The 18,870-nt window shown below is 66.7% G+C and carries 23 protein-coding genes and 1 pseudogene; 14 read left to right on the forward strand and 10 right to left on the reverse strand.

Translation table 11 applies throughout. The features are described from left to right. The first annotated feature begins 7 nt into the window (after nt 1-7). The 3 genes from C566_RS0101345 to C566_RS0101355 are packed head-to-tail and all read left to right on the forward strand — an operon-like array spanning nt 8 to nt 3,682. A complete protein-coding gene (locus tag C566_RS0101345; RefSeq protein WP_018772522.1) occupies nt 8-1,996 on the forward strand; it encodes an acetoacetate--CoA ligase in 1,989 nt (662 codons plus the stop codon). Next, nucleotides 1,993-2,889 (forward strand): amidohydrolase family protein, encoded by an 897-nt coding sequence (locus tag C566_RS0101350; protein WP_269320004.1) that lies wholly within the window; start codon nt 1,993-1,995, stop codon nt 2,887-2,889. Before C566_RS0101345 ends, C566_RS0101350 begins: the two co-directional genes overlap by 4 nt. 31 nt (nt 2,890-2,920) lie before the next feature. Continuing rightward, complete coding sequence (locus C566_RS0101355) at nt 2,921-3,682, forward strand: SDR family oxidoreductase (protein ID WP_018772524.1); 762 nt, start codon at nt 2,921-2,923, stop codon at nt 3,680-3,682. 304 nt (nt 3,683-3,986) lie between these two features. Here the strand turns inward: C566_RS0101355 and C566_RS0101360 are convergent, their stop codons facing one another. From C566_RS0101360 to C566_RS0101375, 3 genes are all read right to left on the reverse strand, one after another. Then, the gene (locus C566_RS0101360) at nt 3,987-4,529 is read right to left on the reverse strand and encodes a DinB family protein (RefSeq protein WP_018772525.1); all 543 of its coding nucleotides are present in this window, start codon (nt 4,527-4,529) and stop codon (nt 3,987-3,989) included. 375 nt (nt 4,530-4,904) lie between these two features. Beyond that, nucleotides 4,905-5,120, reverse strand: coding sequence for a hypothetical protein (locus C566_RS22855; protein WP_018772527.1), 216 nt, complete (start codon nt 5,118-5,120; stop codon nt 4,905-4,907). Between the two features lie 92 nt (nt 5,121-5,212). Then, the gene (locus tag C566_RS0101375) at nt 5,213-5,887 is read right to left on the reverse strand and encodes an ArsR/SmtB family transcription factor (protein WP_018772528.1); all 675 of its coding nucleotides are present in this window, start codon (nt 5,885-5,887) and stop codon (nt 5,213-5,215) included. A gap of 103 nt (nt 5,888-5,990) precedes the next feature. Between C566_RS0101375 and C566_RS0101380 the strand changes: the two genes are divergently transcribed. Both C566_RS0101380 and C566_RS0101385 read left to right on the forward strand, forming a co-directional pair. Next, on the forward strand, nt 5,991-7,385 hold the full coding sequence (locus tag C566_RS0101380; RefSeq protein ID WP_018772529.1) for an MBL fold metallo-hydrolase: 1,395 nt from the start codon (nt 5,991-5,993) through the stop codon (nt 7,383-7,385). Then, nucleotides 7,382-8,668, forward strand: a complete 1,287-nt coding sequence (locus C566_RS0101385; RefSeq protein WP_018772530.1) for an MFS transporter — start codon at nt 7,382-7,384, stop codon at nt 8,666-8,668. The genes C566_RS0101380 and C566_RS0101385 overlap by 4 nt, the downstream gene beginning before the upstream one ends. Before the next feature lie 529 nt (nt 8,669-9,197). Here the strand turns inward: C566_RS0101385 and C566_RS0101395 are convergent. From C566_RS0101395 to trxA, 4 genes are all read right to left on the reverse strand, one after another. Continuing rightward, nucleotides 9,198-9,800, reverse strand: a complete 603-nt coding sequence (locus C566_RS0101395) for a hypothetical protein (protein ID WP_018772532.1) — start codon at nt 9,798-9,800, stop codon at nt 9,198-9,200. A gap of 8 nt (nt 9,801-9,808) precedes the next feature. Further along, entirely contained in the window at nt 9,809-9,970 is a 162-nt protein-coding gene (locus tag C566_RS22255) for a hypothetical protein (protein ID WP_018772533.1), read from the reverse strand. A 130-nt stretch (nt 9,971-10,100) separates the two neighbouring features. Continuing rightward, nucleotides 10,101-10,478 carry an OsmC family protein gene (locus C566_RS20455; RefSeq protein ID WP_051082207.1) on the reverse strand — a complete coding sequence of 126 codons (378 nt, stop codon included), beginning with the start codon at nt 10,476-10,478 and terminating at the stop codon, nt 10,101-10,103. A 184-nt stretch (nt 10,479-10,662) separates the two neighbouring features. Continuing rightward, on the reverse strand, nt 10,663-11,028 hold the full coding sequence (gene trxA / locus C566_RS0101410; protein ID WP_018772535.1) for a thioredoxin: 366 nt from the start codon (nt 11,026-11,028) through the stop codon (nt 10,663-10,665). A 140-nt stretch (nt 11,029-11,168) separates the two neighbouring features. Between trxA and C566_RS0101415 the strand changes: the two genes are divergently transcribed. From C566_RS0101415 to C566_RS0101445, 7 genes and pseudogenes are all read left to right on the forward strand, one after another. Next, a complete protein-coding gene (locus tag C566_RS0101415; RefSeq protein ID WP_018772536.1) occupies nt 11,169-11,483 on the forward strand; it encodes a rhodanese-like domain-containing protein in 315 nt (104 codons plus the stop codon). 2 nt (nt 11,484-11,485) lie between these two features. Then, a complete protein-coding gene (locus tag C566_RS0101420; RefSeq protein WP_026266267.1) occupies nt 11,486-11,806 on the forward strand; it encodes a metal-sensitive transcriptional regulator in 321 nt (106 codons plus the stop codon). 84 nt (nt 11,807-11,890) lie between these two features. Continuing rightward, a complete protein-coding gene (locus C566_RS0101425; protein WP_018772538.1) occupies nt 11,891-12,193 on the forward strand; it encodes a rhodanese-like domain-containing protein in 303 nt (100 codons plus the stop codon). Nucleotides 12,194-12,349: 156 nt separating this feature from the next. Then, nucleotides 12,350-12,958, forward strand: coding sequence for a rhodanese-like domain-containing protein (locus C566_RS0101430; RefSeq protein WP_018772539.1), 609 nt, complete (start codon nt 12,350-12,352; stop codon nt 12,956-12,958). After that, complete coding sequence (locus C566_RS0101435) at nt 12,955-13,719, forward strand: sulfite exporter TauE/SafE family protein (protein ID WP_018772540.1); 765 nt, start codon at nt 12,955-12,957, stop codon at nt 13,717-13,719. Before C566_RS0101430 ends, C566_RS0101435 begins: the two co-directional genes overlap by 4 nt. A 683-nt stretch (nt 13,720-14,402) precedes the next feature. After that, a complete protein-coding gene (locus tag C566_RS0101440; RefSeq protein ID WP_043465846.1) occupies nt 14,403-14,837 on the forward strand; it encodes a universal stress protein in 435 nt (144 codons plus the stop codon). 30 nt (nt 14,838-14,867) lie between these two features. Then, nucleotides 14,868-15,236 (forward strand): annotated as a pseudogene (locus tag C566_RS0101445) (cation-transporting P-type ATPase); the annotation flags it as partial. Between the two features lie 188 nt (nt 15,237-15,424). Here the strand turns inward: C566_RS0101445 and C566_RS0101450 are convergent. After that, nucleotides 15,425-16,834: an MBL fold metallo-hydrolase gene (locus C566_RS0101450; protein WP_018772543.1), complete on the reverse strand. Its 1,410-nt coding sequence runs from the start codon at nt 16,832-16,834 to the stop codon at nt 15,425-15,427. Nucleotides 16,835-17,027: 193 nt separating this feature from the next. Between C566_RS0101450 and C566_RS0101455 the strand changes: the two genes are divergently transcribed. After that, nucleotides 17,028-17,285 (forward strand): metal-sensitive transcriptional regulator, encoded by a 258-nt coding sequence (locus tag C566_RS0101455; protein WP_018772544.1) that lies wholly within the window; start codon nt 17,028-17,030, stop codon nt 17,283-17,285. A gap of 29 nt (nt 17,286-17,314) precedes the next feature. Beyond that, a complete protein-coding gene (locus C566_RS0101460; protein ID WP_018772545.1) occupies nt 17,315-17,758 on the forward strand; it encodes a DUF302 domain-containing protein in 444 nt (147 codons plus the stop codon). A 126-nt stretch (nt 17,759-17,884) separates the two neighbouring features. On the opposite strand, the gene C566_RS22580 is transcribed toward C566_RS0101460, so the two are convergent. Together C566_RS22580 and C566_RS20465 are read right to left on the reverse strand one after the other, a co-directional pair. Beyond that, on the reverse strand, nt 17,885-18,103 hold the full coding sequence (locus C566_RS22580; protein ID WP_155846702.1) for a hypothetical protein: 219 nt from the start codon (nt 18,101-18,103) through the stop codon (nt 17,885-17,887). Between the two features lie 365 nt (nt 18,104-18,468). After that, on the reverse strand, nt 18,469-18,840 hold the full coding sequence (locus C566_RS20465; protein WP_018772548.1) for a hypothetical protein: 372 nt from the start codon (nt 18,838-18,840) through the stop codon (nt 18,469-18,471). Nucleotides 18,841-18,870: the final 30 nt, after the last annotated feature.

Here is an 18,870-nt window from a genome sequence, read left to right on the forward strand (position 1 = left end):
AAAATCCATGCGTTCAGTTGAAACCGGCGCCCTGCTGCGAGCCGCCCCCAAGCGTGAAGAATGGTCCGGCTCCCGGATGGGCCGCTTCCTGGCCGCCGTCGAGCAGAAGACCGGCCGGACCTTCGCCGGTTACGAGGACGCGTGGCAGTGGTCCGTGGACAACCTCGAAGAGTTCTGGGCCGAGGTCTGGGACCATTTCGAGATCATCTCCCACACCCCCTACGAGGCAGTCCTGGGCGACCGCAAGATGCCGGGGGCGGAGTGGTTCCCGGGTTCCACGATCAACTACACAGAACACATAGTGCGTGCAGTCCGCAGCCGCCAGGACGACATCATGGTTAAGTCCCGGAGCCAGACTGCCGGCCGTTCCGAATGGACCGGCGGCCGGCTGCTGGAGGAGATCGGGCGCATCCAGCAGGGGCTGGTCCGCCAGGGCATCATGGCGGGGGACCGCGTGGCCGGCTATCTGCCGAACATTCCGCAGACCCTCGCGGCCTACCTGGCCACGACGGCGCTGGGCGCCATCTGGTGCTCCGTGCCGCCCGAAATGGGCCCCAAATCCGTGGTCGACCGGATCAGCCAGCTCGAACCCAAACTGATCATCGCCGTCGACGGCTACCGGTGGGGAAAGAAGGACCTGTCCCGGGCGGATGACCTGGTGCGGATCCGGATGGAACTGCCGGACACCCAGGTGGTGCTGCTCCCGTATCTCGACCAGGACTGCCAGGTGCCGGCCAACACCATTGCCTACCGCGACTTCACCGCTGAGAGCGCCGGCATCCGCTTCGAGGCCGTGCCGTTCTCCCACCCGCTGACCGTCCTGTTCTCCTCCGGAACCACGGGCAAACCCAAGGCGATCGTCCACTCGCACGGCGGCCTGCTGCTGGAACACTTCAAGGCCATGGGGCTGCACTTCGACATGGGCCCGAAGGACACCGCGTTCTGGTTCACCACCACCGGCTGGATGGTGTGGACCCTGGGCATCTCCACCCTACTGACCGGCGCCGCCGTCGTCCTCATGGACGGGGACCCCAACTGGCCAACGCTCGACGGCGAATGGTCCCAGTGGGCGGTACTGGCCGAGACCGAAGCCACCTACCTGGGCACGGGTTCTGCCTATCTCGCCGCCTGCGCCCACGCCGGACTTACGCCGGGTGCCACCTGGGACCTCAGCCGGCTCCGCGAGATCCAGTGCTCCGGCTCGCCGCTCGCGGCCGACGTCGCGGCCTGGGTGTACGACGACGTCAGCCCGGACTTGGTGCTTGCCCCCACTTCCGGGGGTACTGATATCTGTGCCGCGTTCCTGGGCGCCAGCCCGCTGACCGGAGTCTATGCAGGTGAAATGTCCTGCCGGCCCCTGGGCGTGTCGGTGGAGTCCTGGGACCGGGACGGACATCCGTTGCACGGCATAGCCGGCGAGCTTGTAGCCACGAAGCCCATGCCCTCCATGCCTGTCTTCTTCTGGGGCGACACGGACAACGAGCGTTACACCGACAGCTACTTCAGCGCGTATCCGGGTGTCTGGCGGCACGGTGACTGGCTCATCGAGACCGAACGCGGGACCTGGGTGATTTCGGGCCGGTCGGACGCCACCCTGAACCGGGGCGGCGTACGCCTGGGAACGGCCGAGTTCTACGCCGTTCTCGATGGCCTGCCACAGGTCAACGACAGCATGGTGCTGCACTTTGAGGACCCGGCAGGGGGAATGGGCCGCCTGGCGCTGCTCGTTGAAGCCCAGGAAGGTGCCGATACCGCACAGCTGGAGGCGGCGGTCCGCCGGGCGCTCCGAACGGAACTGTCACCCCGCCACGTCCCCGACGACGTCGTCTTCGTTCCCAGCATTCCCCGCAACCCCTCAGGAAAGCGGCTGGAAATCCCGCTCAAGCGGGTCATCCAGGGCGCCGTGCTGGGCGAGGCCATGGACCCGGGCGTGCTCGTCAAACCGGAAGATGTTGGCGAGACAGTGCGGCTCATCCAGAAGGCGTTCGCCGCGTGACTACTACCAGAAACGTGAATCCGATGAATATTTCCGACCTCGTTGCCATCGACATGCATGTCCATATTGAAGCCGACGGCCATGGCCACACCGACATGCCGGAAGACTTCCGCGAAGCTGCCCGCAAGCACTTCGGCACCTCGCACGAACCGTTGAACGTCGACAGCGTGGCCGCCCATTACCGCGAGCGCAATATGGCCGCCGTCGTCTTCACGGTGGATCATGAATCCCAGACCGGCCATCCGCCGATCTCCAACCGCGAGATTGCCCGCCAGGCTGCGGAGCATTCGGATGTGCTCATTCCCTTTGCCAGCATCAACCCTGCCCGCGGTGAGGAGGGTGTGCGGGAAGCGAAGATCCTGGTGGAGGAATTTGGTGTCAAGGGGTTCAAGTTCCACCCCAACCTGCAGGGATTCTTCCCGAACGATCCCATGGCCTACCCCCTCTATGAGGCAATTCAGGAACTGGGGGTTCCTGCGCTCTTCCATACGGGGCAGAGCGGGATCGGTTCGGGCATGCCGGGCTCAGGCGGGATCAGGCTGAAATACTCCAACCCGCTCGTGCTCGATGACGTGGCCGTGGACTTCCCGGACTTGAAGATCATCATGGCCCACCCGTCGTTTCCCTGGCAGGACGAGGCGCTGGCGGTCGCGGCGCGCCACACTAACGTCTACATCGACCTCTCCGGCTGGTCCCCGAAGTACTTCCCGCCGCAGCTGGTGCAGTACGCGAACTCACTGCTGCGAACCAAGGTCCTTTTCGGCTCCGACTACCCCATGATTCCGCCGGACCGCTGGATCGCCGACTTTGAGAAACTGGCCATCAAACCGGAAGTCCGTCCGCTGATCATGCGCGAAAACGCCATCCGGCTGCTTGGCCTGGGCGTAGCCTGAGCCTGACCCAACCACCGACTAGGAAACATCAATGTCACAACGCGTACTCATCACCGCCGGAGCCAGCGGGATCGGCCTTGCCGCCGCCAAGGCCTTCACAGCTGCCGGCGCCCGGGTTCACATCGCCGACATCAATGCCGAGGCGGTGGCCGCAGCCAGCGCCGGTAACCCGGACATCACCGGATCAGTGACGGACGTCAGCAACCCCGACGCCGTCGCCGCCCTGTTCCAGGACGTCAAGAAGGAGCTTGGCGGTCTGGATGTGCTGGTCAACAACGCCGGCATCGCGGGCCCCACGACCCCGGTCGAGGAATACGACGCCGGCGCTTTCGCCGCGGTCATTGGAGTCAACCTGCAGGGCACGTTTAATGTCACGCAGCGGGCTATCCCTTTGCTGAAGGAATCCGACGCCGCGTCCATCGTGACCATGTCTTCCCTGGCCGGCCGGTTCGGCTACCCGAACCGGGTTGCTTATTCCACTACCAAGTGGGGCCTGGTCGGATTCGCAAAGACGCTCGCCATGGAACTGGGACCGTTTGGCATTACCTCGAACACTATCCACCCGGGCGCCGTGGACGGCCCGCGCATCATGAGCGTCTTCGAGGGCCGTGCGTCCATCTCCGGCCGCACTGTTCAGGAGGAAGTCGACTCCGCGATGGCCAACCAGTCGGTGAAGCAATTCATCAACCCCGACGACATCGCCGCCCTGATCCTCTTCCTCGCCGGCCCGCACGCCCGCACCATCTCCGGCCAGATGTTCCCCATCGACGGCGACTCCAAAGCCGCAGTCTAATGAGCGCGAGGCATATTGCCGCGCAGGCGCCAGCCATCGGCCGCCCCGCCGGGACAAACGCACTCCCCGTTATCGTCGCAATCTATCCCGGCTTTGCCCGGGGAATCCTGGCCTGGACGGTTCCGCATATACCCGTCTGACATGCGTTTTGCGGCGCTTCCGCCACAACGAAGAGCACGACAAGCGATTCTTGGTAGCTGGCCCTTCCGGAGTCCTGGAATCCGTCGCTGGGGGAGAAGAGTTCCCTGCCTCTTTTGGGCGCCGGACGGATCTGTCAGCCGAGGGCCGGAATCTTTTTCGGGTTTCAAGACGCTCCCTGTTCTCCCGGGAGGCGGAGCGTGAGTTGCCGGGCGTGGAAGTCGAAGTGCTGCGTGGGGTAGGCGTAGACGGCGTTGAGCGTCATCTGGGGTTGGAAGAACGGGTCCCACCGGTCGGGGAACGCCATGGACCGGAGGAGGGACCCGGCGCTCTCGTGGTCGAGCCGGCGGGACAGGGCGGCGATGGTTCGGTCCAGTTTCCGGCCCATCCGCTCTCTGTTGTAGACCAGTGCGGCGGCACGGGAGCCCCAGTAATTGACGACATCAAACGGGCGCGTTCCGGCGTTCAGGACCGCGGCGAACGCCCGGCCCGCCGGTGGGGGAAGACGGCTGACGACGCGGACCAGGGGGAGTAGGGCACGAACCACCATGTAGCCGAAGACCATGTGGAAGAGCAGCTCTTCATTGGTCCATCGCGTGCCGTCGCTCTTATGGTGAAGACCGGCGGGCGATGCGCCCTCCAGCCACATACGGAGTTCGCGGCGGGCACGGCCGTACCCGGCCAGGATCTCTTGTTTCGTTGGCTCCATGCCGGGCCCCTCGCACTCTCAGATCCACAATCGGCCGCAGCCTGGTGGCCGGACAGCCTTCATTATGCCTTCACCGGCCAATTGCGGCTCTGATGCCGGTTCCGGGCAAGCCGGGGCGGCCTTGCCCGCTGCCAAAACCACGTGGCAGCGTGGCGATCAGGTGCTGCGGGACCTGTATGTATGCGCGTGGCATCACCGAGGCGATGATGACGGGCGTTCGACGATGGACGAGCTCGCTGGCCGGACCCTGGCGGCCGGCAGGGTACTCGTCTTTTGAGGCTCGTGCGTTGGTGGCCAGGAAACTCACGGTGCCGTGGGGGACGGTGGCATGATCCGCGGTCAAGCGCATGCCTCCCATCCTTCCCGGGCGGCCCATCATGGGACCGCCCATGTCGGTCGCGGCGACGTTGACGACGGTTCCGGCCAGGCCGGGAACCGCGCAGCCGCCCGGGCGAAGCCGCCGCCTGTCCGCGGGACGGCCAAGACCGCGACGGCGGCGAGGGAAGCCACGCCGCCCCAGAAGATCAGCATCATCAGCGCCATCAGCACCCACCCCCAGACGCCCCAGCCGCCATTCCATCCATACATCATGCGAAGACCTCCATCCTTGTGACGAGCTTTCTTGGTACCGGCCCTGTGAACGGCGCTTGTGCCTTCATTGCGGCGGCAGGGCAGTGATGTATCTAGGCGGCGGCTTCCACGGGCAGGCCGCCGAGGCGCCATTCGAGCATTCCCTCGTTCAGCCGTCTGGCCCTCCGGCCGGTGGAGCGCAGCAGGTCTACCGCTTCGTAGGCCAGGACGCAGTAGGCGCCGCGGCAGTAGGCGACGATCTCCCGGTCCCTGGGCAGCTCGGCGAGCCTGTCGCGGAGCTGGTCGAGCGGGATGGAGAGGGCTCCGGGGATGTGGGCGGCGTGATACTCCTCGTCGGGGCGCACGTCCAGGACTGTCACGGTTCCGGCGCCGGCACGCACGAGCAGGTCTTCCCGGGTGACTTCCTCGTCGTGGGCCCGCGCGCCCTCCAGCCCCAGGTAGGCGATGCGTTTGGCTTCGACGTCCGCCACGTGCTCCTGCGCGACGGACCGGAGCAGGCTGTAGAGCCGGAGGATGTCCGGGCCGGCGAGGTCGTAGTGGATCCGGTTGCCGTCCCGCCTGGTGGTGACCAGTCCTGCCTGGCGCAAGGCCTGCAGGTGCGCCGAGGCCGTGCTGAGCCCCAGTCCGGCGGCGGCGGCGAGGGTTTCCACGCTGCGTTCCCCCTGGGTTAGCAGGTCCAGCAGCTCCAGGCGCTTGCCGTTGGCCAGGGCCTTGCCCACTCTGGCGAACTCCTCGAAGAGTTCCGATTTCCTGGCTTTGTCGCCCACTTGCTCCTCCAAAGTTCCATGTAATACTGGAACAAATACTATTCCACGTTTATCTGGAATACCACTCTACCGCCGGTATACCGGCGTGGAAGGAGATGAAGTCATGGGCCTCTTGAATCTGATCCCCGTCGTCGACGAAGGACTGGGCAACTCCACCTACCTCCTGGACCTTGGCGAGGGCCGCGCCCTCGTCATGGACCCCGAACGGGACCTGCGGCAGGTACGCGCCGAGTCCTCCTCGCGCGGATTGAGCATCGCCTTCGCGGTGGAAACCCACCTGCACGCCGACTTCATCTCCGGCGTCGCCGAACTCGCCGAGATTGAGGGCGCCACCGTACTGGCCCCCGAGGTCGGCTCCCGCAGCTTCGCCCACACCGGGCTCAGCGACGGGCAGAGCGTCGAGATGGGCCGTTTCACCCTGCAGGCCCTGCACACCCCCGGGCACTCGCCCGAGCACCTGTCCTATGTCCTGTTCGAGGACGGGGACCTGGCCGGGATCTTCACAGGAGGTTCCCTGATGGTCGGCACCGCCGGGCGCACCGACCTGGTCAGCCCGGACATGACGGTACGCCTGGCCCGGGCCCAGTACCGGTCCCTGCAGCGGCTGATGGAATTCCCCGACACCACCCCGGTCTGGCCCACCCACGGAGCCGGTTCCTTCTGCTCCGCAGGCGGCAGCGGCGAACGGGTCACCACCATCGGCGCCGAACGGGCCACCAACCCGCTGCTGCAGGTCGACGGCGAGGACGCCTTCGTCGACGCGCTCCTGGACACCCTGGGAACCTTCCCCGAGTATTTCCTCCGCCTGGGAGAAATCAACAAACGCGGCCCCGCCGTCCTGCGCGAACAGCCCCGTCTCACACCGCTGTCCGCAGACTCCGTCGAGGAACTCACCGCAGACGGTGCGCAGGTCATCGACGCACGCCAGCCCGCAGACTTCGCCGCCGGGCACATCCCCGGTGCACTCTCGATCCCGTTCCGCCCGGTCTTCGCCACCTGGCTCGGATGGCTCGCCACCCCGGACCGGCCCGTCGTCATCGTCCGAGGCCCGGAACAGGACCCCGCCGACATCGTCACAGCCTCGGCGAAGGTCGGCTTCGACGCCCTCGCCGGGGAACTGGACGGCGGCTACCCCGCCTGGACCCGGGAACACGCCGGAGCCGACGCCGTACGCCTGATCGGGTCCGGGCAAATGATGGACCGGCTGCAGGCAGGGGCCGCCGTGCTCGACATCCGCCAGACCGGCGAATACGATGCAGGCCACGTCCCCGGTGCCGTGAACATCGAACTCGGCTACCTCGCCAGAAATCTCGCCGACGCGCCCGAAGGCCCGGTCATCGTGATGTGCGGTCACGGTGAACGCGCGATGGGCGGGGCGAGCATCCTCGCCGCATCCGGCCGCACCGGCATCGCCGTCTTCAACGGCGGACCGGCCGACTGGGCGGCCGCCGCCGGCCGCGCCGTGGAAACCGGCACGGACCTGGAGGCTGCCAAATGAGCAACCGCGACACCAGCGCAGAGACCGGCACCGCCGCACGGCCCGCGCTCACCCTGGGCCTGCGCCAGAACCTGGCCCAGTTCATGCTCCTGGTGGCAGTCAACGCGCTCGTCGGGGGCACCCTCGGCCAGGAACGCACAGTCCTGCCGCTGCTGGCGGACCAGGTCTTCCACCTGGACCTCTACACGTCCGCCCTGACCTACATCCTGGCCTTCGGACTCGCCAAGGCCGGCACGAACTACTTCGCAGGCACCCTCTCGGACCGCTACGGCCGAAAGCCCGTCCTCGTGACCGGCTGGCTCGTCGCCGTGCCCGTGCCGCTGCTGCTGATCTTCGGACCTTCCTGGGGCTGGATCGTCGCCGCCAACGTCATCCTCGGCATCAGCCAGGGACTGACGTGGTCCACCACAGTGGTGATGAAGATGGACCTCGTCGGCCCGTCCCGGCGAGGCCTGGCCATGGGCCTGAACGAGGCCGCCGGCTACCTCGGCGTCGCCGGGACCGCCCTGGCCACCGGCTACATCGCCGCCAGCTACGGGCTGCGGCCAGGGCCCTTCCTGCTCGGCGCGGCCTACATCGCGCTGGGCCTGGGCCTGTCCGTGTTCGCGGTGAAGGAAACCCGGGGCCATGCCCGGCTCGAGGCCGCCAGCCACACGGCGGCCCATGCTGGCGCCCACGGGGAGCTGAGCAACCGGGAAATCTTTACCCTCACCAGCTTCCGGGACAAATCGCTATCCTCGGTCAGCCAGGCCGGCTTGGTCAACAACCTCAACGACGGCCTCGCCTGGGGCCTGTTCCCGCTCCTTTTCGCCGCAGCGGGACTGAGCATCGAAAAGATCGGGATCCTCGCCGCCGTCTACCCCGCCGTCTGGGGAGCCGCGCAACTCGTCACCGGCGCGATGTCGGACCGATACGGTCGGAAATGGCTGATCGTCGGCGGCATGCTCGTCCAGGCCGCAGCCCTAAGCATGGTCGCCTTCGGAACCGGCTTCGGGATCTGGCTTGCCGCCGCCATCCTCCTGGGCCTGGGAACCGCCATGGTCTACCCCACCCTGCTGGCCGCCATCGGCGACGTCGCGCACCCGGAATGGCGGGCACGCTCGGTGGGCATCTACCGGCTCTGGCGCGACGGCGGATTCGCCGTCGGCGCCCTGCTCGCCGGCATTCTGGCGGACGCCTTCGGCATCCCGGCAGCAGTTGCCGTCGTCGGCGCCCTCACCGCACTGTCCGGGATCCTCGTCGCGGTACGCATGCGCGGTTCGGACCACATCTCCACCAGGTAGTCCCACGACGCAGACTGAGGTCACCGGTATATTCGCGCTGTGCTCAGTCTGCGCCGATATTGCCGGCGGCCAATGGGCCCGCCTGATGAATGCGGCGGCACCAAAGTTTTCCACCGCACCCTTTGCCCTGCCGCCAGCCTCCATGCTCAGGTGAATAAAGGATTAGCCCCATAGGTTTTGCCCGGGCCCAAGGTCGGCCCGGCCGATGTTGAAGGAGCCCTCATGCCAGACAAGGAATCTCAGAACGCTAGCCCGGAGGAAAGTGCCTCGCGGGGGCTGGTTGTCCATGTCGCCGGACCGGCCGAGGGCGCCGGGCTCGCTGCAGCACGGGTTCAACGCTGGGGGCTCGATTAGCGAAGCTCTTGGTCAAGGCATCCGGATCCAAGCTTGCGGGAACAGCCTGAGTTCGGTGGAACTGACCCCGGGGCAGCTTCTTCCCGGGGTCAGGTCCGTCCCGGCGGCGATAGCCTATCTCGCGACGCGGCAGTGGGAAGGTTGGGCATACATCCGCTTGTGAGATCCACTGCCATCAGGCGGACGGGCTGCCCGCTGATCCCGGCCGGGTGGGAAACAGCGGCCGGCAGGTCGTGCACACATCCCCGCTATCCCCGTCGGGGGAGGCTGAAACGGCCTTCCGCTCGAGTTCGAGGCGCTCCCGCAACTCCCAGCGCAACAAGGCAACGGAGAGGAGCGCGAAGGCAGGCTGGATCACGCCGGCCAGCACTGCGGGGGTGGCGCCGGCAAACAGGTGTGCCGCGAGGCTCCCCTGGCCGGGGGACGTTGCGAGCACCAGTCCGGTGAGGCCAAGGACAGGCCATCGGAGGTCGCAGAGGGTGGCCTCGGCACCGATGGGGGCGCCGATGTAACTGCCTGCCACCAGGCCGGTCAGGAGGGACCCCGCCGCGAGGACCACAAAAGACCACCAGATGGCAGCCGTTTGTGTCATCATGCCGTTCGCGGCAACGACGACAGCCGCTGCGGCGGCAGCGGCGACGGCTGCCACCGCCACCCGTGACGACTGCCAGCGGCGAATCTGGCCCCAGTCACGGCTCATGGACCACAACGGTGTGTGGACCCTTCCACTGTGATCGTCGCCCGGGATTTCTTGCTCGATCCGGCTGTCCGCATCCATGACTCTTCCTAGCTGTGCTCTGGTTGTGGGTTCGCTGAGCCGGCGCGAGAGTGCAGCCCGGTCCAGATGACCACAACACCCACGAGGGTCATCGCGATAAAACCGAGGCCGGAGTATCCCATCGAGGCAAGAACCGGGCCGGCCAGGGCCCCGCCGAGCGCCTGCGGCATTCATGCTGAGATCCGAGACGCCCTGGATGGCGGGACGATCCTGGATATGGACGGACTCGGCCACCATGGCCGCGCGCGGCCGGGTATGGCGCGGATGATGCCCGCGTTCCAAGCCGTGGCGTGCTGGAGCCTAGGGGTTGGCGTTCGTCCATCCGGGGTCGACGGCCAAGGCCACCGAGATCTCAGGGACTGTTGTCAGTGAGTTGTGCACCGTGCAGTGGGAAGCGACGGCGAGCAGGGCCTCGTGCCGCTCAACAGGCACGTCGGCGGGGATGGTGAGGTGCACGTCGATCCGGGCGACGCGTGCAGGGCGTGCGCCCATGTGGAATTCCGCCTCCACGGCCAGGCCCCCGGTGGGCAGGTTGTGCCGGTTGAGGTAGCGGCGGGCGTAAAACGCGACGCAGCTTGCGAGGCTCGCAACGAACAGCTCAGTGGGGGTGGGGCCGGTGTCCTCCCCGCCGTCGCCGTCCGGCTGGTCGGTCCGGATGACATGGCCGCGGACGTTGATGTCGAAGCGGTCACCGCCCCGGTGTACGACGTGTACCGGCTGCTGTCTCCGGACGCGGGGCCACTGGCCGGCGTTGTACTGCCGGGGACTGTGATGACTGGTTGGCTGCTCATGTGTGCTTCTCGATCCGTCGGTGGGGCATGGCCCGGAAGACCCCGTCCGGGGCCGGGGGTCGGGTGGCTTCCTAGGATGCCGGGGCGGCTGCCATTTTCGCCCGGACCTCGTCCATGTCCAGCTCCTTGATGCCCTTCATGAGCTGTTCCAGTCCGGTTGCGTTCATTGCCCCCGGCTGGGAGAAGACGAGGATCCCTTCCCGGAAGGCCATCAGGGTGGGGATGGAGGTGATGCGGGCGGCGGCAGAGAGGCCGGGCTCGGCCTCGGTGTCCACCTTGGCGAAGACGACGTCCGCGTGGTTCTCGGAGGCCTTGCTGAAAGTGGGGGCGAACATCCGGCACGGGCCGCACCAGGCAGCCCAGAAGTCCACCAGGACAATGTCGTTGCCGGTGATGGTGTCATTGAAGGTCGCTTCGGAAATATCGATGGTTGCCATAGGAAAACATTATACCCCCGGGGGTATTTTGGCAATAGAGAAGACCGCCCGGCGCCAGTTTGCATTAATACCCCCCGGGGTATCATTATGGAAGGGTAACTACCCGCCCGGGTTGCCGGACATCGTGAAAGGACACCAGCATGAAGAGCATTTCAGTGGACGATCTGGCCGCACTCGGGCCTGATGTTTCCGTCATCGACGTCCGGGAAGAGGAAGAATACGCGCAGGCCTGCGTTCCCGGGACCAGGAACATTCCACTCTCACGTTTCCAGCAGTCCCTCGGTGATGTTCCCATCGGGCGGACCGTGTACGTGATGTGCGCCTCCGGCGGCCGCAGCTCCCGCGCCACCGCACACCTCACGGCAGGAGGCTATGACGCGGTGAACGTCATGGGCGGCATTACGGAGTGGTACCGCAGCGGGCACCCGGTCAACTACCAGGCCGGCGGCAAATGAACATGTCCACCACCCTCAGCCCGCACCTCCAACCCGACTCCGGCAGGCGCCGCACCACCGGCCGCCTCAAGCGCGCCAACGGACAGCTCACCGCCCTGATTGCCGCCGTCGAATCGGGGGCAGACTGCCGGAACGTCGTCACCCAGCTGTCGGCGGTCCGCGGCGCGCTGGACAAGGCCGGATTCGAACTGATCTCGACGGCGATGCGCGACTGCCTCACCGAGCCGGTGGACATCCTCGCGGCGGGTGGCGTACAGCCCGGGTTGCCCGGCCAGAAGGCCACCCTCGAGGAAATCCGCACCCTCTTCCTGCGCCTGACCTAGTACGGCGTCAGCCGCAGTCCCGGGAAGCCCCTAAGTCCCCATTTTCGCAGCACCCCAGCCCCGTCCTACCGAAAGGTCCAGCCCATGGAAATCACCCCGCAACAGCTCGCGGAACAGCTCAAGAGCGGCAGCGATGCCCAGATTGTGGATGTCCGCGAACCGGCTGAAGTCGCCGAAGGCATGATCCCCGGCGCGACGCATATAGCCCTGGGCGAACTGGCCGGCCGCCTCAACGAGCTGGACAAGTCCCGCACCGTCATCGCCGTGTGCCGCAGCGGACGGCGCAGCGCAGCTGCCGCGGACCAGCTGGCCGCCGCAGGCTACACGGCGTACACCGTGCCCGGCGGAATGCTCGACTGGACAGCCGCAGGGTTCCCCGTCAGCTGACCCCATCAGACTGCCCGGGCGGCGCGCCCCCAAGCGCAGCCCGGGCTTCCACTTGCCCGGACCGTGTCCCTGACATGGCGAACGGGGCGGTGGAGGACGGTTACCGCAAGCGCGGAGCCGCCACAAGAAATGCTCCAAGATATACCGAAAGAGATCATGACTTCCTTGAAGACGACCAATGCCCTTGATACCGCTCCCAAATCCATCGATGCCTCGACCCTGAAGGCTTGGGAAGACAACCACGATGATCTGATGATCATCGACGTGCGCAGCGGCGCTGAGTTCGATGCCCTGCACATCAATGGCTCCTACCATGTGCCGCTGGCCCTGCTCAGCGAACACACCGAAGAGTTCGCTGCCAAGATGGGTACCCGCGTGGTCCTCGTCTGCCAGTCCGGCAACCGGGCCGAGCAGGCCCGCAAGCATCTGGACTCTGTCGGCCTGGCCAGTGCGAGTGTCCTGTCCGGCGGTGTGCCCGCCTACGCAGCGGCCGGCGGAAACGTGGTCCGCGGCCGTGGCGCCTGGGCCCTGGAGCGCCAGGTCCGGATGACCGCCGGCTCCCTGGTCCTGGCCGGCGTGCTCGGCAGCAAGTTCATCTCGCCCAAACTCGGCCTGATTGCCGGCGGTATCGGCGCCGGCCTGACGTTCTCCGCCGCCACCAACAGCTGTGCTATGGGTCAGATGCTCTCCAAGATGCCGTGGAACCGCTCCGCGAACGAGCCCACCGCGCACCAGGCCCTGAAGAACCTGGACGCCCGGGCATGATCATCTCCGCGGCGGCCTTCGGGCTGATCGTCGGTGGCCTGCTGGGCCTGGTCGGAGGCGGCGGATCCATCCTCGCCGTGCCCGCCCTGGTCTATGGCGTGGGGCTGCCGCTTGCGGCGGCAATCCCGACGTCGCTGGTCGTCGTCGGCGCTTCCTCCGCCGTCGCGGTGCTGCCCCGGCTGCGGCACGGGGTGAACTGGAGGCTGGCCCTGATCATCGGCGCGGCAGGAACAGTCACGGCGTACCTTGGCGCGGCGGTCAACCGGCTTCTGGACCCGAAGATCCTGCTGCTGGCTTTTGCCGCGATCATGGTCTTCGCCGGCATCCGGATGCTGATGCCGTCCAAATCCTTAGGCGGCGCCTGCGCACTGCCCGGCGGCGGCGTCAACTGGCGCAGCTGCCTGCCCAAGGCAATCGCCACCGGCGCCGTCGTCGGGTTCCTGACCGGTCTGCTGGGCGTGGGCGGCGGCTTCCTGATCGTCCCGGCGCTCACCCTGGTGCTCGGGCTACCGATGGCGTTGACCGTCGGGACCTCACTGGTGATCATCGTGATCAACTCGGCCGCCGGCTTCGCCGCCCACCTCGGGGACCTGCAGATCAATTGGGCCGTCACGGCGGCCTTCGCGGTCACCGCGATGGCCGCATCACTCGCGGCCGGACGGATCGGCACCAGGATCCCGGACAGGGTCCTTAAACGCGGCTTCGGAATCCTGGTCTTGGCTGTCGCCGCCTACGTCGCCGCACAGGCACTCCTGTCCTGAGAGCGACTGCAGGGGAACAGGGAAGCGCCGGAGGAGATATCCTCCGGCGCTTCCCTGTTCCTCAACGCCTGTGCCGGGAGAGTCGACCTACCGTCCGAACAACTTCGCGAAGAAGCCCTTGCCGGTCGGCTTCTCCTGCTCGTGCCCGCGGCAGCGCTGGGAGACCGGGACCCCGCGCATGACCTGGTCAACGTGTTGACCGCATCCCGCCCACGTCGTCTTCTGGCATTTCTTGCATGTCACTGCACGGCACATCTGGTTGCTCCCCTTACCTGGCTGGACTGTCCCATCAGTATACCCCATGGGGTATTTTGGTGAGGGAATACTTCCCCCTGAAGCTGGAGGGGCAGTCCGGCGTGCCGGGGCGGGTGCGGCCAAAGGGCGGCTCGGTGTCGGCGGGGCAGGGTTTCTTCACCTGTTCTGGACGCCCGGTTCACAGGTCGACCTTGACGACGCATGAAGGCGCTGGACAGTCTCGCCTCGTCACAAGGCCGCGGGCTGCGTCAGGGATAGCGTCTCCGCTCTCTGATGTGCCAGGGGGTGCGAGGCGTCCTCACCGCGTCGGCCTCCGGCAGGAAAATCCTCTTGATTCGGCTGCTCATCGGGAGCATTGTTGGCCCTGCGGAACGGCGTAGTGCCGCGAGGACGGGGTTTCCGTAGCGGGAGGCATGATGGCGGCAGGCATGGTTTTCCGGATTGTGGTCGGGGTCGACGGGTCGGATTCTTCACTGGCGGTCCTGGATTGGGCCCTTGAAGAGGCCCGGCTGCGGTCAGGGCAGGTTCACGTTGTCACAGCATGGCACTACCCCGTTATCGGGGACGCTGCCGGCAAAGCTGAGGACCATGATTCATTCGGAGACAATGCCCGGCGCGCACATGCTGATGCGCTGCGGCGCGCATCTGGAACCGGCCTTGCGGTCACCGGTGAAGTGATGGAGGGGCACCCCGCCGACGTGCTCCTGAAGGCTGCGAGCGGGGCGGACCTGCTGGTGGTCGGATCGCGGGGTCACGGCGGCTTCGCCGGAATGCTTCTGGGCTCGGTATCGAGCCACGCGGTGCACCGCGCCCAGTGCCCCGTGCTGGTCGTCCGTACCGGCGCCGAAACGGTTCAAGGCTGAGGGCAGGTACCCGAGCCTCAAGGGCCTTCTTCCGCACAGGCAACCCGGCTTCTGGAGACTATCGGCCCCAACGCGGTCCCCCTGAAGCGGACCCGGCTCGCGGAGCGCATCCTCAGGAAGCTCTGGGCGCCCGTGCCCTGGATGCTGGAAGCAACCATCATCCTTGAGTTCGCACTCGCCAAATGGCTCGACGCGACCATCATCCTGGCCGTCCTGACCCTGAACACGGTGTTGGGAATCATCCAGGAGAGACGGGCCGAGGCGGCAGTGGATTTGTTACGCAGCCGGCTGGAAATCAATGCCCGCGTGCTGCGGGACGGGACGTGGACGCTGCTGCCGGCCTCCCGGGTGGTTCCCGGCGTTCAGGAAACTGAAGCTGCACACTGGCTGAGCACATGAAGTATTGCCCACAGGGACGATGCAACCGTCTCACGGCCGACGTCCGCGGCATCGACGTCGTTCACGATGATGTCTCGGAACAGGACGGCGAAACCCCCGCCCGCGACCGGGGACAAAACGTTGGCGGTGGCCCGGTGTCCCGGACCGCCGCCAACGCTGTCAATCAATCAGTTCAATTATTTCCAGGATCAGTTGCTGGCAACGGATTCCCGTGCCTGCTGCCAGGCGGCCCATCCGGCGTAGCTGCCGTCGAGTTCAACGACGTCGTACCCGGCCCGGCGCAGCGCGCTGGCCGCGACGGAGTTCCGGACGCCGCTCTGGCAGTAGGAGACGATGGTGCCCTCGGCGGGGAGCTGGTCCAGGTTCCACATCACGCGGCCGCCGCTGAGCTGGTGGGAGCCGGGGATGTGTCCTGCGGCGTGCTCGGTGCGGTTGCGGACGTCCAGGACCATCGCGGCGTCGAAGCCGTCCAGTTCTTCAGGCTGGATCAGCTGCGGGGTGCTGGCGGGCAGTCCCTCGATGCTGGTGACGTAGCCGGCGACCTTGTCGATGCCGACCCGGACAAGGTGGTCCCACATCTCCTGCGCGGCGGCCTGACTGGGGGCCAGCAGCACGAGCGGGTTCTTGTCGGTTTCCGGGTTGACCACCCAGGCGCCGAAGCTGGCGGTGGACTTCCCGGCCGGGATGTTCAGGGACCGGGCGACCGTGCCTTCGTGGACCTCGGCGTTGGAGCGGGTGTCCACAAACGTCACGGTGTCGTCGGCGAGGCCGGCCACGACGTCGGCGGTGGCGAGTTCGGTCAGGGGAGTACGTTCGCCCATGACGGTGGGGCCCTCCCGGTTTTCGCGCTTCATCCGGCCGAAGTAGGCGTGCGCGTCGGGCTGGCCATCGAGGAGTTCGGCGACGAAGCCGTCCTCGTCATTGGCGGCCAGGTAGGGGCCCCACCAGGAGTACAGCCGTTCGTAGCCGACCGTGGAGGAGGGGATGGCGCCCAGGGCCTTGCCGCAGGCGCTGCCGGCGCCATGGCCGGGGTGGACCTGGACATGGTCGGGCAGGGTCAGGAACTTATCCCGCAGGCTCGCGAAGAGCTGACGGGCGCCGGCGAAGCGGGTGTCGACGCCGCCGGCGGCCTCGTCCAGCAGGTCCGGGCGGCCCAGGTCGCCGGAGAAGACGAAGTCACCGGAGAGCAGGTAGCCGGGGGCGTCGGCGAACGCGCCGTCGGTGATCAGGAAGGACAGGTGCTCCGGCGTGTGGCCCGGGGTGTGCAGAGCCTTGACGGTGATGTTGCCAAGGGTGATTGAGTCGTTGTCGTTCAGCCGCTCGGCCTCGAACCCGTACTGCCAGTCCGCGCCGCCCTCGCCGGAAACGTACGCGGTGGCGCCGGTCGCGGCGGCCAGTTCACGGGTGCCGGAGAGGAAGTCTGCGTGGATGTGGGTTTCGGTGACGGCCACGATCGTCATCCCGTTGGCTGCCGCCAGGTTGCGGTAGACGTCGATATCGCGGCGGGGGTCAACGACGACCGCCTCACCCTTTGCCTGGCAGCCGATGAAGTAGCTGGCCTGGGCGAGGTCTTCATCGTAAATACGCTCGATAAGCATGATGCTCTCTTTCGTTGGGCGGTGGGGGAGTTTCCGGGAGGGGATCCTCCATCGGTCTACTCCCAACGATAATACCCCCGGGGGTATGTTGCAAGCCGCACTCAACGGGCCTGGTGCTGACTTCCCGCCGCTAGCCGTTATACCCTCCGGGGTATAGAATTGGCAAAGTACCCACCCACCTTTGGAGCCCGCCATGGAACTTGATTCGACAGAACTCACCCCGATCATCAACCGGCTCAAGCGAGCCCAGGGACAGCTCGCCGGCGTCACGCGCATGCTCGAGGAGGGGAAGGACTGCAAGGACATCGTCACCCAGCTCGCCGCCGTCTCGAAGGCTTTGGACCGGGCCGGGTTCGCGATCATCGCGAGCGGGCTTGAACAGTGCCTCGTCCGCGGGGATTCGAGCATGGACACCAAGGACCTGGAAAAACTCTTCCTCTCCCTCGCCTGAGACCACCGACTATCCGCGCAGGAGCAGCCATGAGCTATACGCATACCGTTACGGTCCCGCTGGGTTGGGAAGAAGCAGTGCAGCGCACCCGCGAAGCCCTCGCCGGACAGGGGTTCGGCATTCTCTCGGAAATCAACGTCCGTGCCACCTTTGAGGCCAAGCTCGGCGCTGGTGCCGCCGAGGACCTCGGCGACTACGTGATCCTGGGCGCCTGCAACCCGGCCCTCGCCAGCCGGGCCCTCGCCGCGGAACCGGACATGGGCGCCCTGCTGCCCTGCAACGTCGTGGTCCGCCGGGGCAAGGACGCCGTCGAGACAACCATCCAGGCCATCGACCCGCAGACCATGGTCAAGCTCAGCGACAGCCCGGCCGTCCGGGACGTGGCCAATGACGCCGACGCCCGGCTCCGTGCCGCCCTGCGCACACTCAACGGCGCAGAAATCCCGGGAACTGAAGCCCCCGACCCCCGATAGCAGGGCGAAGCCCTGCCGCGCGGCCGATAGGCGCTGAGACATCAACCCTACGGTTTCTATGTCAGCCTCTGGAGTTGTTCCGGGTGAGGAGCTGTCCGGCGGGGCCCCTGCCGGTCAGTCGTTGGATTACGGCGAGGCCGGCCGGTGTTCCGGGTCAGTGCTCTTCCAGGAGCCCGTGGCCCGCTTGCGGATGACCGAGCGCAGCACCAGGGCGAGGCCTGTGGCAATGACGATGGCGAGCTGGATGAGAAGGTAGGCGGCGAGGACGGCGAAGGCCGTCCCGATCAGGCGCATCGCCCGGGTCTCCCGGTCCGCGTGGATGCCTTTGAGCTGCCAGACCGCCACGGGGAGGCGAAGATTTCGATGAGGGAGTCCAGGCCGAACCCGGCCAGGGCCGGTGATCCGGCGCGGAGGGGGGCGGCGGCCAGGACGCCGAGGCCGATGATGTTCCAGCCCAGGGTGGTGTATTCAAGGCGCACCCTCGGCGCAGCAGGAGCCCGGGGTCTTTGCTGGTTGCGGTACCTTCTGCGCTGCTCATCGGCCTTTCTTTCTGGCCTCTGGTGGGGAGGTGTACCTGGTTGCGGTGGGCGGCCGGTTCGAGCTGGAAGGTGGAGTGTTCGACGGGGACGTCGAAGTGTTCGGCCATGCACTGCTGCCGCTCCGCCAGAATCGTGGCGGCGTGACCGTCGGTCAGACACCCTTCCTCAAGGTCACATGCCCGGTGATGATCGGGGTGCCGGAAGCGATGAGGGAGGCATGCAGGTCGTGGCCATCATTCCGAAGTCCAGGATGGCCCCGTCAAGCTTTCCCGCGAGTTCATGGCTCACGCTGATCGCGATGTCGCTGGTCTCGTCCCGGTGGTCTTCCCCGGGGACCACGGGAGTGCCGTCGCCGGTGGCTGTTTTCTCGTGGAGCGTGCAGAGCAGATATTTCTTCGGTTCCGTGCGGGCGAAGTAGAGTCCCTGCCGACGGCAACCCCCTGCACCCTGATAGCAGTGCAGGGTTCCGCCGAAGACGCCGATCATGGCGGCGGCCTCGGCGGCCACCGTGAAGCTGCCCTGGCCCGGGATGCGCGCTCGCATGTCACGGCCTTTCCCCCGATCGTCCACGGG

This window comes from Arthrobacter sp. 131MFCol6.1 (assembly GCF_000374925.1).
Lineage (GTDB): Bacteria > Actinomycetota > Actinomycetes > Actinomycetales > Micrococcaceae > Arthrobacter.